This is a genomic window from Amycolatopsis decaplanina DSM 44594, assembly GCF_000342005.1.
In the GTDB taxonomy this organism is placed as follows: Bacteria; Actinomycetota; Actinomycetes; order Mycobacteriales; family Pseudonocardiaceae; genus Amycolatopsis; species Amycolatopsis decaplanina.
The window spans coordinates 138,862-151,078 of record NZ_AOHO01000014.1 but is presented as its reverse complement, the minus strand read 5'-3'; the positions used below and the strand labels follow the sequence as shown (position 1 = coordinate 151,078).

Annotated in this window: 12 protein-coding genes; 9 read left to right on the top strand and 3 right to left on the bottom strand. The window is 68.7% G+C overall.

All coding sequences use genetic code 11. The features are described from left to right. Window positions 1-5 precede the first annotated feature (5 nt). Window positions 6-302 carry a GYD domain-containing protein gene (locus H074_RS01055; RefSeq protein ID WP_007028157.1) on the top strand — a complete coding sequence of 99 codons (297 nt, stop codon included), beginning with the start codon at window positions 6-8 and terminating at the stop codon, window positions 300-302. Window positions 303-388: 86 nt separating this feature from the next. Here H074_RS01055 and H074_RS01050 read toward each other — a convergent pair whose 3' ends face one another. The 3 genes from H074_RS01050 to H074_RS01040 all read right to left on the bottom strand — a co-directional run bounded on the left by H074_RS01050 (window position 389) and on the right by H074_RS01040 (window position 2,752). Beyond that, window positions 389-1,687, bottom strand: coding sequence for an APC family permease (locus H074_RS01050; RefSeq protein WP_039921127.1), 1,299 nt, complete (start codon window positions 1,685-1,687; stop codon window positions 389-391). 30 nt (window positions 1,688-1,717) lie between these two features. Further along, window positions 1,718-2,179, bottom strand: a complete 462-nt coding sequence (locus H074_RS01045) for a MoaF C-terminal domain-containing protein (protein ID WP_007028155.1) — start codon at window positions 2,177-2,179, stop codon at window positions 1,718-1,720. Between the two features lie 99 nt (window positions 2,180-2,278). Beyond that, window positions 2,279-2,752 (bottom strand): carboxymuconolactone decarboxylase family protein, encoded by a 474-nt coding sequence (locus H074_RS01040; protein ID WP_007028154.1) that lies wholly within the window; start codon window positions 2,750-2,752, stop codon window positions 2,279-2,281. A gap of 318 nt (window positions 2,753-3,070) precedes the next feature. Between H074_RS01040 and H074_RS01035 the strand changes: the two genes are divergently transcribed. The 8 genes from H074_RS01035 to H074_RS01000 all read left to right on the top strand — a co-directional run bounded on the left by H074_RS01035 (window position 3,071) and on the right by H074_RS01000 (window position 12,206). Beyond that, window positions 3,071-3,952, top strand: a complete 882-nt coding sequence (locus H074_RS01035) for an SIS domain-containing protein (protein WP_007028153.1) — start codon at window positions 3,071-3,073, stop codon at window positions 3,950-3,952. A 183-nt stretch (window positions 3,953-4,135) separates the two neighbouring features. Continuing rightward, the gene (locus H074_RS01030) at window positions 4,136-5,026 is read left to right on the top strand and encodes a 1-phosphofructokinase family hexose kinase (RefSeq protein WP_007028152.1); all 891 of its coding nucleotides are present in this window, start codon (window positions 4,136-4,138) and stop codon (window positions 5,024-5,026) included. An 8-nt stretch (window positions 5,027-5,034) separates the two neighbouring features. Then, complete coding sequence (locus tag H074_RS01025) at window positions 5,035-5,916, top strand: class II fructose-bisphosphate aldolase (protein ID WP_007028151.1); 882 nt, start codon at window positions 5,035-5,037, stop codon at window positions 5,914-5,916. Between the two features lie 81 nt (window positions 5,917-5,997). Beyond that, entirely contained in the window at window positions 5,998-7,389 is a 1,392-nt protein-coding gene (locus H074_RS01020; protein WP_039921124.1) for an ABC transporter substrate-binding protein, read from the top strand. Further along, window positions 7,389-8,339 (top strand): carbohydrate ABC transporter permease, encoded by a 951-nt coding sequence (locus H074_RS01015; protein ID WP_007028149.1) that lies wholly within the window; start codon window positions 7,389-7,391, stop codon window positions 8,337-8,339. Before H074_RS01020 ends, H074_RS01015 begins: the two co-directional genes overlap by 1 nt. 10 nt (window positions 8,340-8,349) lie before the next feature. Then, complete coding sequence (locus H074_RS01010) at window positions 8,350-9,279, top strand: carbohydrate ABC transporter permease (protein ID WP_007028148.1); 930 nt, start codon at window positions 8,350-8,352, stop codon at window positions 9,277-9,279. 6 nt (window positions 9,280-9,285) lie between these two features. After that, on the top strand, window positions 9,286-10,353 hold the full coding sequence (locus H074_RS01005) for an ABC transporter ATP-binding protein (RefSeq protein WP_007028147.1): 1,068 nt from the start codon (window positions 9,286-9,288) through the stop codon (window positions 10,351-10,353). Further along, window positions 10,350-12,206 (top strand): DUF5107 domain-containing protein, encoded by a 1,857-nt coding sequence (locus tag H074_RS01000; RefSeq protein WP_007028146.1) that lies wholly within the window; start codon window positions 10,350-10,352, stop codon window positions 12,204-12,206. Before H074_RS01005 ends, H074_RS01000 begins: the two co-directional genes overlap by 4 nt. The last annotated feature ends 11 nt before the right edge of the window (window positions 12,207-12,217 follow it).

The following is a 12,217-nucleotide window of genomic DNA, read 5'->3' as shown; positions in this document are numbered from 1 at the left end:
GCGTCGTGCACACCGTCGTCCTCGCCAACGCGACCGATGAAGCCTGCAAGACCGAAGCGGAGGAACTGGCCAGGTTCACCGAACTGACCGGACGTCTCGAGGAACAGGGAGTCCGGATCGTCACCGCGTGGAACCTGCTCGGGAAATACGACTACCTGATCATCCTGGAGCTGGACGACGACCCGCGCGCCGCCTTCGGCGCGATGTCGCTCATCGCCCAGTCGGGTTCGATGCGCACCGAAAGCATGGTGGCCATGCCGCTGAAGGAGTACTTCGACCTGGCGAAGTCCGTCGCCGCCTGAGGTCACGCGAGTCCGTGAAGGCCTCCTTGAGGGACCCAGAGTCCCTCAAGGAGGCCTTCACGGACAGTGGGCCAAGGACCCAGCGGCTAACGCTCTTCCGCGGCCCCCGCACCGGAGTGCTTGGAGAACTTCAAGTACACCAGCGCCCCCAGCGCCAGCGCCGCGGCGAACAGCAGATACCAGCCGGCCAGAACGAGGACGCCGAACACCAGGACCGTCGCGAGCACGGCGAGCCACCGCTGCTTCCCACCGGACGGCAGGAGCCGGACCCCGGCGGCCATAGCCACCAGATAGATCCCGATCAGACAGGCGTTCTCCGCGCGCAGCGCCTGCTCCAGTTCGAAACCGGTGAGGATCGCGACGAGGAAGCTGATCGCGGTCCCCACCGTCACCACCAGCAGGCTGCGCCGCGGCACGTCACCTGATTGGCTGCCTTTGGCCAGCCACCGCGGCAGCGCGCCGTCGCGGCCCAGCGCGGCGCCGAGCTTCGCCATGCTCGCCACGAAGACGTTGAGCACCCCGAGCGTGACCACGACGGCGATCACCGCGGCGACCACACGGACGGAGGTCCCGATCCCTTCCCCGAGCATCGCGGCCAGCGGCGCCTGGGTCTCACCGGCTCGCGGTCCGAGCACGAGGATCGTCATCCCGCCGACGGCGAGGTAAAGCACGCCGATGATGAGAATGGAGATTCCCGTCGCGAGTGGCATGTCCCGCTTCGGTTTCCGGAAATCGGGGGCCAGATGAGTGACGGTTTCCCAACCGGTGAAAGACCACACCAGCAGACTGATCGCGGTCGCGACACCGGCGAATCCGTGCGGCGCGAAAGGCTGAAGATTGGCGGTGTCCGCTTTCGGTGCGGCGAGCACCACGGCACCGACCAGAAGAATGGTCAGGAAACCGGTGAGCACCAATTGCACCCGGCCGGACAGGTGCACACCGAACACATTGACTCCGATGGCGATGAGGATCAGGACCGCCGCCAGGGCCATCGTCGTCGTCCGGCCGCCGCCGACCAGTTCGGTGACATAAGCCGCCCCGAAAGCACTGGCCGCGGGCATGCCCGCCAGGGTGCCGAAATAGAACCACCATCCGGTCACCGCCGAGGTCTTCGGCCCGAACGCTCGCAAGGCGAACGTCGCGGGGCCGCCCGCGTCCGGATGCCGTCCGGCCAGCGCACCGAAGGTCGCCGCGACCGGCGCGGAGACCAGCACCAGGACAAGGAACGCGAGTATGGACGCCGGGCCGGCCGCTTTGGCAGCCAGTGACGGCAGGACCAGCAGACCGGTGCCGAGGACCGCGCCGACGTACAGCGCGACGCCCTGCGGCACCGTCAGATGCCGGCTCTTCGATCGGGACGGATGCTCGACCGTTGATCGACTCATATCCCCCTGATACCCGGCGAGCGCTCCGGGTTAACTTTCGGAGGGGAACTTTGTCGCGGGAAAGGAAGGCCACCCATGCGGCCGTTCCACGATCTCGATCGTCGCCTGGTCGACCAGGAAATACTGTCCGCCGTCCTCACGCGGGTTCGTATAAGCCGCCGTCGCGACCAAGCGGCGGAAGTCGGCCATCACCGCGATGGGATAGCCGCCGTCGAAGATCTCGCCGTGCGCGGCCGTCGCGACGGTTCCGGTTTCGTACCAGGTGACGAAATACTGCGCCGGGCCGGTTTCGAAGACGCGCAGTGTCGCCTCCTTCTGCCGGACACCGGCGAAATCGCCGGACACGCCGGTCCAGATCATCGTCGTCCTGTCCGCGTAGTGCTGTTCCAGCACGTTCCCGGAGCCGTAGTGGAAGTTCGCGCGGAGCCCGACGAGGTCGGTGCTGAGCCGATGGGTCCCGGTCACGGGGAAGAAGCGGACGTCGAGTCGCACGGGCTGAACCTCCGGATCACTGGTATCCGCAGGTTTAGCAGCCCGAAGCGCCTCGATCGTTGTCCGGTGAAGCGATCCTGTTGTCGGTGAACGCGAGGATCAGCCGAACATGCCGGGCTGGTAGTCGCCGGCCGGGGTCCGGGCGATGACGTTGAGCCGGTTGTACGCGTTGATCGTGGCGACCAGCGCGATGAGGGCGCCGATCTGCTCGTCGTCGTAGTGCTTGCGCACCTGAGCCCAGGTCTCGTCGCTGACACCGTGGTGCGCGTCGGCGATGCGGGTGCCCTCTTCGGTGAGCGCCAAGGCCGCGCGCTCCGCCTCGGTGAACACGTTCGCCTCCCGCCACGCGGCGACCAGGTTGAGCCGCACGGAGGTCTCGCCGGCGTGCGCGGCGTCCTTGCTGTGCATGTCGGTGCAGAAGCCGCAGCCGTTGATCTGGCTGGCGCGCAGCTTCACCAGTTCCTGGGTCGCGTGCGGCAGCGAGGACTCCTCGATCGGCCGGTTCGCGGCGCCGAGACGCTTGACGTACTTGACGATGACTTCGTTCTCGAACAGGTTGACTCGCGGTTCCATGATCTTTCCTCTCCGTCGGTTTCTGCACACATGACGATCCGGACGGAGAGGTTGTGACAGCTCGCGGAGTGACGCCGGTCACCCGCCGGCAGGAGACCGCGCAGACATCGCAGAGGTCCTGGGTGAGGACGACGCCGTGGTCGATCGCGCTGCTCGCGGCCACCGGGACGATCCGCCTCCGTCCACGGTAGGCGACAGCTCATCCTGCACATCTGAGCGGGTCAAATGCATGAAACTGCGCTTATAGAGCATTGACGTTGCATAAAACTGCACCTAACGTGACAGCTATTGCGCACAACTGGCACGGATGGGGAGTTCATGAGCGGGACCTTCATGGCGGCGGAGATCGCGAGCCAGCCCGGCCGCTGGCGGGACGCGGCGGCGCTGGCCTCGGCGAACAGTGAGCTGTTGCCGCCGCCGGGCGCGCGGGTCGCGATCGTCGGCTGCGGCACGTCGTGGTTCATCGGCCAGGCGTATGCCGTCCTCCGCGAGTCCGCCGGGCTCGGCGAGACCGACGCCTTCGCCGCGTCCGAGTTCCCGCCTGCTCGCGGCTACGACCACGTCGTGGCGCTGACCAGGTCGGGTACGACGACCGAGGTCCACGCCCTGCTGGCGAAACTGCGGGGCAAGACGCCGACCATCGCGATCACCGGCGTACCTCGCGAGATCGAGGCCGCCGCGGACACGATCGTCGACCTGTCCGTCGTGGACGAACGCTCGGTCGTGCAGACCCGCTTCGCGACTACGGCGCTGGCGATGCTGCGCGCGCACCTCGGCGAGGATCTGACCGCGGTCGCCGACCAGGCCGAACGCGTGCTCGCCGAACCGTTGCCCGACGAACTGGTCGGCGCGGAGCAGTTCAGCTTCCTCGGCACCGGCTGGTCCGTGGGTATCGCGAACGAGGCCGCGCTCAAGTTCCGCGAGGCGTGCCTGCTGTGGACGGAGTCGTACCCGGCGTGGGACTACCGGCACGGGCCGATCAGCATCAGCGAACCCGGCCGCGTGACCTGGATGTTCGGGCAGGCGCCGGAGGGGCTGGCCGACGACGTCGCCCGCGCGGGCGGCCTGTTCGTCGAGAGCGGCCTGGACCCGCTGGCGGACCTGGTCCGCGCGCAGCGCGTCGCCGGGGCCATCGCCGCCCGCAAGGGTCTCGACCCGGACAACCCCCGCAGCCTCACCCGTTCCGTCGTCCTGACCTGAAGGCCCGTTGGCGGAGCTGCGAGGTATTCGGGAAAGTGACCGGACGCGTGAACCCGCCCCGGCCGAAGGCCCCGCTATCGCGGTGGCAGGGCGCCCTATCCACATCCGTGACAGGGAAGACCAGGCAGCGTCCTGCCGACGTCGATCGCGGTCGCGGGTTCACCACCAGACAATGAGGCAGCCGTGATCGTCACCGTCACGCCGAACACCGCGCTGGACGTCACGTACACGGTGGACGGTCTGCGGCCCGGTGACGTGCACCGGGCGAGGGAGGTGCGGCACCGGGCGGGCGGCAAGGGCGTCAACGTCGCCCGCGTGCTGCACACGCTCGGCGCCGACGTCCGCGCGGTCCTGACCGCCGGTGGTGCGACGGGATCCGCCGTCGTGGAGGACCTCACGGCGGTGGGGGTCGCCGCGGATGTCGTCCCGATCGGCGGGGAGACCCGGCGCACCACCACGGTCCTGGCGGACGACGGATCGGTCACGCTGCTCAACGAGCCCGGGCCGCGGCTCACCGAGGACGAATGGCGAGCGCTCGCGGCGGCCGTCCGGGCCCGGAAACCGGACGTGCTCGTCTGCTCGGGCAGCCTTCCGCCGGGAGCCGGGGGATACGCCGGCCTCTTCGGTGACGCACCGTCCATCTTGGACACCTCCGGCGAGGCGCTGCTCGCCGGACTGGCCGGGAAGCCGTCCGTGGTCAAACCGAACGCCGACGAACTGCGTGAGGTCACCGGCCTGCGGGATCCGGTGGCCGCCGCGGCCGAACTGCGCAAGGCCGGGGCGGGCGCCGTCGTCGTGTCACTGGGCCCCGAGGGGCTCCTGGCGGTGACCGGATCCGGCAGCTGGCACGCGGCGCCGTCCACTGTGCTCCGTGGCAATACCACCGGCGCGGGTGACGCCGTCGTCGCGGCGCTGGCGCTGGGGCTGAGCCGCGGCGAAGCGTGGCCGGACATCCTGCGCCGGGCCGTCGCGCTGTCCGGGGCCGCCGTGCTCGGCCCGCTCGCCGGGGACGTCGACCTCGCGCACTACCAAGCCGAACAGGGGCTGGTCGCCGTGCGCGCCCGCCCGGACTAGGAGAAGTCATGCCTCTGGCAGGAACCGGGGAGATCGTCGGAGCCGCCGCGGCGGCCCGGTACGGCTGCGGCGCGTTCAACGCGATCCAGCTCGAACACATCAGCGCGATCGTGGACGGCGCCGCCGCGGCGCGGACGCCGGTGATCCTGCAGCTGAGCCAGAACGCCGTGAAGTACCACGGCTCGCTGGCGCCTGTGGGCGCGGCGGCGCTGGCCGCGGCCCGGGAAGCCGGCACGCCGGTCGCGGTGCATCTCGACCACGCCGAATCGGCCGATCTCGTCCGCGAGGCGGTCTCGCTCGGCTTCGGATCCGTCATGTTCGACGCGTCCAAACTGGACTACACCGACAACGTGCGCGCCACGCGAGAAGTCGCCGCGTACTGCCACGACCACGGGGTCTGGGTCGAGGCCGAACTCGGCGAGGTCGGGGGCAAGGACGGCGTCCACGCGCCCGGCGCGCGCACCGATCCGGATGAGGCGGCGGAGTTCGTCGCGTCCACCGGGATCGACGCGCTGGCGGTGGCGGTGGGCAGTTCGCACGCCATGCTCACCCGTGACGCCGCGCTGGACTTCGAGCTGATCGCGCGCCTGCGGGAGCGGGTGCCGGTGCCGCTGGTGCTGCACGGCTCGTCGGGAGTGCCGGACGACGGGCTGGCCGAGGCGGTGCGGGCCGGGATGACGAAGATCAACATCGCCACCCAGCTCAACAAGGTGTTCACCGCGGCCGCCGCGGAGGACTGGCGCGCGCATCCGGAGCGCGTCGATCCGCGGAAATACCTCGGTGCCGGGCGCGCCGCGGTCGCCGTCGAGGTGCGGCGGCTCTTGGAAGTGCTCAAGCTTGATCATGTTGAACCGGTCAAGGTGACGATTGAGCAGACTTTGCGCGATTGAGTGTTGACATGTGCGTGAAACCTCACAAAACTGCGCAAGAACAAGCAGAACTTGTGTGATCTTCGATCCAGGTGGTGGCGGATGCGGGTAGGCAGGCTCACGGCATTGACGGCAGGGGCGGCGCTCCTGCTCGCGGGATGCGGCGGCGGGGACACGGCCGGTGGCACCGGGGAGAACGCGCTCCCCGGCGTCGACCAGTTCCTCAACGCACCCTGTCCGGAGGCGGGGGTGAAACCCACGACGGACAAGGAATTCACGTACTGGTCCATGTGGACGGCCGACGAGCCGCAGGGCAAGGTCCTCCAGAAGGCCTTCAAGTGCTTCCAGGAGAAGACCGGTGTCAAGGTCGACGTCCAGTGGCTGGGCCGCAAGGCCTACACCCAGAACCTGGTGCCCGCGCTGAACACCGACGCCGTGCCGGACCTGTTCGACCAGGACGTCAGCAAGGTCGGCGCGGCGGTCATGACGCCGGGCGGCACGCAGAGTGTCGACGACGTGTTCGCGATGAAGGTCGGCGAGGGTGACAAGACCGTCAAGGACGTGCTCTCGCCCAGCTCGTACGACTTCCCGCAGAACAAGGACCGCGAGGGCCACAACTTCATGGTCCCGTACACGATCCAGTCGAGCGCCTGGTGGTTCAACAAGGACACCGCCGGTGACATCCAGCAGCCGAAGACGATGGACGAGCTGATCGGCCTGTTCGACAAGGCGAAGGCCGACGGCAAGGCCGCCATCAGCCTCGACGGCGACATCCCGTTCTACAACATGTACTTCTACACCCAGCTCGCCGAACGGTACGTCGGCGCGGGCGGGCTCTACAAGGCGGCGACCGACAAGACCGGCCAGGCGTGGAAGACCGATCCCGGTTTCCTCAAGGCCGCCACCGAAACCGCGAAGCTGCCCAAGTACTTCATCGACGGCTGGGACGCGGCGAAGTTCCCGCAGGTGCAGCAGCGCTGGGCCGACGGCGATTCCCGGTTCCTCTACGTCGGCAGCTGGGCGCCGAGCGAGACCCGTGAGTACCTGGACAAGCAGGGCGCCGGGACGAAGATCAACTACGGCTCCTTCCAGTTCCCGATGCCCGAGGGTGCCACGCACGACACCGTCGAGCAGATGTCGATCGGTTTCTCGGTGACCAAGAAGGCCAAGCACGCCGAGGCGGCCAAAGCGTTCATCGCCTACTTCCTCAACAAGGACCTGCTCGCCGGGATCCCGGTGGTGGCCGACAACCTCGTGCCGCGCGCCGACCTCGCCGTGCCGGACGACCTCAAGCAGGTCAAGGCCGCGCTGGACGACCCGAAGAAGGAACACGTCCTGCAGTACGACGGGATCGACGGCATCGCCGGTGGCAAATGGCAGACCGACGTCTTCGACCCCGCCGACATCGCGCTGCTGAAGGGGCAGATCACCCCGCAGCAGTTCGTGGACCAGCTCGCCACCAAGGGCGCCGAGTTCTGGAAGAACCAGGGCTGATGGCCACGGTCACGACGCCGATGACACCGTCGGCGAGGGCGGTGAAAGCCGGGGCACACCTGCGCCGCAAGAAACGGCTGTTCTGGCCGTTCGCCGCGCCGGCGCTCGTGCTGTACCTGGCCTTCCTGGTACTGCCGACGATCGCGACCGTGGTGCTGAGCTTCACCAGCTGGGCCGGGGCGGGGGACACGCCGGAACCCAACGGCGTCACCAACTACACGCAGATGTGGGCGAGCGACTCGTTCCAGTACGCCTTCCGCAACACCCTGATCTACGTGTTCCTCGGCGGGATCGGCACTTTCGCGCTGGCGTTCCTGTTCACCATGGTGCTGCGGGACATGAAGGGCGGCAAGATCGTCCGCGCCATCCTGTTCTTCCCGAACATCGTGGCGCCGGTCGCGCTCGGCATGTTCCTCGGCTTCGTCTTCAAGTACCAGCCGGGGAAACAGGGCCTGGCGAACTACGTGCTGGAAAGCCTGGGCGCGGACGCGGCGAAGTTCCTCGCACCGTCCAATGTGACCGGTGTGGTGACGGCTTCGCTGATCTGGGCCAGTTCGGGCTTCTACATCACCATCCTGATGGCCGCGGTCGACCGAATCCCGCCGTATCTCTACGAAGACGCCGAACTGGGCGGCGCGTCGCCGTGGCAGAAGTTCAAGAACATCACGCTGCCGATGACCTGGGACGTCGTCGGCGTCGCCGGGGTGCTGTGGACGATCAACGCGCTCAAGATCTTCGAGCTGGTGTTCGTACTGGCCGGTCCGGGCACCTACGCCCCGCCCAACGAGGCGTGGACGCTGGGGATCTACGTGTTCGACCGGACCTTCGGCTCGAACGGCACCCCCGACTTCGGCGCCGCGTGCGCCTGCGCGGTGGCGATGATCACGCTGGTGTCCGTGCTCGTCGTCCTGCTCCGCCGGTTGATGCGCCGTGACGCGATCCAGTTTTGAGGGAGACGAAATGTCCGTCACCGACGTCGAAGCGCCCCCGCGGCGAGCGGCGAAACCGGTGCGCAAGCCGCCGCGCAAACCGCGGCCGGCGCCCGGTTCCAAACGGTTCAGCCCGTTGCGTGTCCTGGGTTCCACGATCGTGTGGCTGTTCACCGCCGGCAACATCCTGGTGCTGTACTGGCTGCTCACGGCGTCGTTCAAGACGCCGGTGGAGATCTTCACCAAGCCGTTCGACCTGCCGTACCAGTGGTTCAAGGTCGGCAAGCCGTTCCGGAACTTCATCTACGCCTGGAACAACGCCGGCTTCGGCGAGGCCGTGCTCACCACCGTGGTCCTGGTCGGGCTGGCGACGGTCGTCACGGTCGCCGTCTCGGCGCCCTGCGCGTACGCCTTGACCCGCCTCGGTGTCCGCGGTGCCGGGCCGATGACGAACGTCGTCGCGATCGGCATGGGCGTGCCGTTCCAGACCGTGATCATCCCGCTGTTCGTGGTGCTCAGCAAAGTGCACCTGGACAACGAGTACGGCCTGTTCGTGCTGTACGTGGCGTTGTCGATCCCGTTCACGGTCTTTCTGATGACCGGGTTCTTCCGGTCGCTGCCGGACGAGCTGGAGGAGGCGGCCGCGCTCGACGGCGCGTCGCCGATGCGCACGTTCTTCTCGGTCATGCTGCCGCTGACCCGCGGCGGCATGATCACCGCGCTGACGCTGAACGCCATCGGCCTGTGGAACGAGACGCTGCTGGCGATCGTGTTCCTCAAGGACCAGGCGCATTTCACGCTTTCCCGCGCGCTCTTCACCTTCTACGGGGCCGCGAGCTACCAGTCGGAGTACGGCGGCCTGATCGCCGGTGTGGCGATCGTCGTGCTCCCGATGCTCGTGCTCTACCTCGTGCTCGCCCGCCGGATCATCACCGGCCTGACCCTCGGCGCCGGAAAGTAGGACCTGATGGCCACCGTGACCTTCTCCGACACCACCCGGTTCTACGCCGGGGTGGAACGTCCCGCGGTCGACGGTCTCGACCTCGAGGTCGCCGACGGCGAATTCCTCGTGCTGGTCGGTCCGTCCGGCTGCGGGAAGTCGACCACGCTGCGGATGCTCGCCGGACTGGAAGGCGTCGACGACGGCTCCATCCACATCGGCGACCGCGACGTCACCGAACTCCCGCCGAAGGACCGGGACATCGCCATGGTGTTCCAGAACTACGCGCTCTACCCGCATATGACGGTGGGGGAGAACATCGGCTTCCACCTGAAGCTGGCGAAGATGCCCAAGGCCGAACGCGAACGCAAGGTGCGCGAGGCCGCCGCCGTCCTCGACCTGACCGAGTACCTGGACCGCAAGCCCGCGAAGCTGTCCGGCGGTCAGCGGCAGCGCGTCGCGATGGGCCGGGCGATCGTGCGCGAGCCCAGCGTGTTCCTAATGGACGAACCACTGTCCAATCTGGACGCGAAGCTCCGGGTGCAGACCCGGACGCAGATCGCGTCCCTGCAGCGGCGGCTGGGCATCACGACGCTCTACGTCACGCACGACCAGGTCGAGGCGATGACCATGGGGGACAGGGTCGCCGTGCTGAAGGACGGGATCCTGCAGCAGTGCGACACTCCGGTCGGACTGTTCGCCAAGCCGGTCAACGTGTTCGTCGCCGGGTTCATCGGCTCGCCCGCGATGAACCTGCTGGAGACCACTGTGGATGCCGGTGGTGCCGTCGCGGGTGGCACGCGGCTGCCGTTGACCCCGGCGCAGCGCTCGGCGCTGACCGGCCCCGGCATCGTCGTCGGCGTCCGGCCCGAGGGCTGGACGATCGGTGACGGCGGCTTCGAGGCCGTCGTCGAGGTCGTCGAGGAACTGGGCAGCGACCAGTATCTCTACTGCCGGGACGGCGACCGCGTGCTGACGGTCCGCACCCCGGGCATGGCCCCGTGGCAGCGCGGCGAGCCGATCTCCTTGACGCCGCAACCGGGTGCGGTGCACCTGTTCGACGCCGCCACCGGCGACCGGCTCCCGGACGCATGACCCGCCTGTACCGCACCGGTCTGGTGCTCCCGGCCGCCGAGCTGGGTCCGGAGAACCCGTTGCCGCCGCTACGGAAACCCGAAGCGGTCGCCAAGGTGTCCAATGTGGACGAGCTGCCGCCGGACCTGGCGGAGAACGTCGGCTACGGCCGACTCGACACCCCACTGCCGTGCCTGCTGCAGGACGGCTACACCCGCGAGCGCGCGGAACGCGAGCTCCCGGCGCTGGTGCTGGAGAACGACAAACTCCGCGCCACCGTGCTGCCGGGGTTGGGCGGGCGGCTGTATTCGCTGGTCCACAAGGCGTCCGGCCGCGAACTGCTCTACCGCAACCCGGTGTTCCAGCCCGCGAACCTGGCCCTGCGGGACGCGTGGTTCGCCGGCGGCGTCGAATGGAACCTCGGGAGCACCGGGCACACGACGCTGACCTGCGAGCCGATGTTCGCCGCGGAGATCGAGGGCCCGGACGGCACACCGGTGCTGCGGTTGTGGGAGTGGGAACGCACCCGCGACCTGCCGTACCAGATCGACTTCTGGTTGCCCGCCGACTCGGAACACCTGCTCGTGGCGGTGCGGGTGCGGAACCCGCATCCCTACGACGTCCCGGTGTACTGGTGGTCGAACATCGCGGTGCCGCAGAACGAGGGCACCCGGGTGCTGGCACCCGCGACCCAGGCGTGGCACTACGGCTATTCGGGACGGCTCGACCTGGTCGACGTGCCCGGCGAGCTGACCTACCCGGCCCGCGCGGAAGCCGCGGCGGACTACTTCTTCGAGGTGACCGGGCGGCCGTGGGTCGCGGCCGTCGAAAGCGACGGGACGGGATTGGCCCAGCTGTCCACCGGTCGATTGCGCGGCCGGAAATTGTTCCTGTGGGGCGAGTCCGCCGGCGGGCGTCGCTGGCAGGAGTGGCTGGCGCCCGGCGCCGGTGGCTACCTGGAGATCCAGGCGGGTCTGGCCCGCACCCAGCTCGAGCATCTGCGGTTGCCGCCGGGGGAGAGCTGGGACTGGCTGGAGGCCTATGGCCCGGTCGCCGCGGATCCCGCCGTGGTGCACGGGGACGACTGGGCGGAGGCCCGAGAAGCCGTCGTCGCCGGTTTGCCGTCGGCGGAGGCCATGGACGAGTACCACGACGCCTGGCGGAAGGTCGCCGACGTCACGCCGGAATCCTTCCTGGCCACCGGTTCCGGCTGGGGTGCGCTGGAGAACCGGCGCGCACCGATGTGCCTGCCCGGCACGCCGTTCCCGGACGAGTCGCTCGGGCCGGACCAGGAGCCGTGGCTCGCGCTGCTCGACGGAACGCCGCCGGATGGGGATCCGCTCGTCGTGCCCCCGCCGACGCTGGTGAACCGGTACTGGGCGGATTTCCTGGAGTACGCTCCGAAGAACTGGCTGACCTGGTACCACCGCGGTGTCGCGCACTGGGCGGCCGGACGGCACTCGGACGCGGTCCGGGCCTGGCGCGAGTCCGTCTCGGCGGACGAGAACCCTTGGGCGCTGCGGAATCTCGCGGTCGCCACGGCCGGGCACGAGTCCGCCTGGCTGTACCGGCGAGCGGTCGCTCTGGCGCCGTCACTGCGTCCCTTGGTCGTCGAGGCCATCGCGGCGCAACTCGCCGCGGGACTCCCGGACGAAGCGAGCGAACTGCTGGACGGACTGCCCGTGGAGGGGCGGATCGCACTGCTGACCGCCCGTACCCGGCTCGCCCTCGGCGACCTCGCCGGGGCCAAGGCCGTGTACGACACCGGTTTCGAGGTCGCGAACATCAGGGAAGGGGAAACGTCTTTGTCGGACACTTGGGCGGCGGTTTCGGATGAACCGCTGCCCGGAAACCACGACTTCCGGATGAAGTGACCGGCCGGGCC

What these genes read in the sequence shown, in the direction of transcription:
- H074_RS01050 (WP_039921127.1), bottom strand. Translation starts at nt 1,687, where the DNA reads ATGAGTCGATCAACGGTCGAGCATCCGTCCCGATCGAAGAGCCGGCAT.
- H074_RS01040 (WP_007028154.1), bottom strand. Translation starts at nt 2,752, where the DNA reads ATGGAACCGCGAGTCAACCTGTTCGAGAACGAAGTCATCGTCAAGTAC.
- H074_RS01035 (WP_007028153.1), top strand. Translation starts at nt 3,071, where the DNA reads ATGAGCGGGACCTTCATGGCGGCGGAGATCGCGAGCCAGCCCGGCCGC.
- H074_RS01025 (WP_007028151.1), top strand. Translation starts at nt 5,035, where the DNA reads ATGCCTCTGGCAGGAACCGGGGAGATCGTCGGAGCCGCCGCGGCGGCC.
- H074_RS01020 (WP_039921124.1), top strand. Translation starts at nt 5,998, where the DNA reads ATGCGGGTAGGCAGGCTCACGGCATTGACGGCAGGGGCGGCGCTCCTG.
- H074_RS01015 (WP_007028149.1), top strand. Translation starts at nt 7,389, where the DNA reads ATGGCCACGGTCACGACGCCGATGACACCGTCGGCGAGGGCGGTGAAA.
- H074_RS01010 (WP_007028148.1), top strand. Translation starts at nt 8,350, where the DNA reads ATGTCCGTCACCGACGTCGAAGCGCCCCCGCGGCGAGCGGCGAAACCG.
- H074_RS01005 (WP_007028147.1), top strand. Translation starts at nt 9,286, where the DNA reads ATGGCCACCGTGACCTTCTCCGACACCACCCGGTTCTACGCCGGGGTG.
- H074_RS01000 (WP_007028146.1), top strand. Translation starts at nt 10,350, where the DNA reads ATGACCCGCCTGTACCGCACCGGTCTGGTGCTCCCGGCCGCCGAGCTG.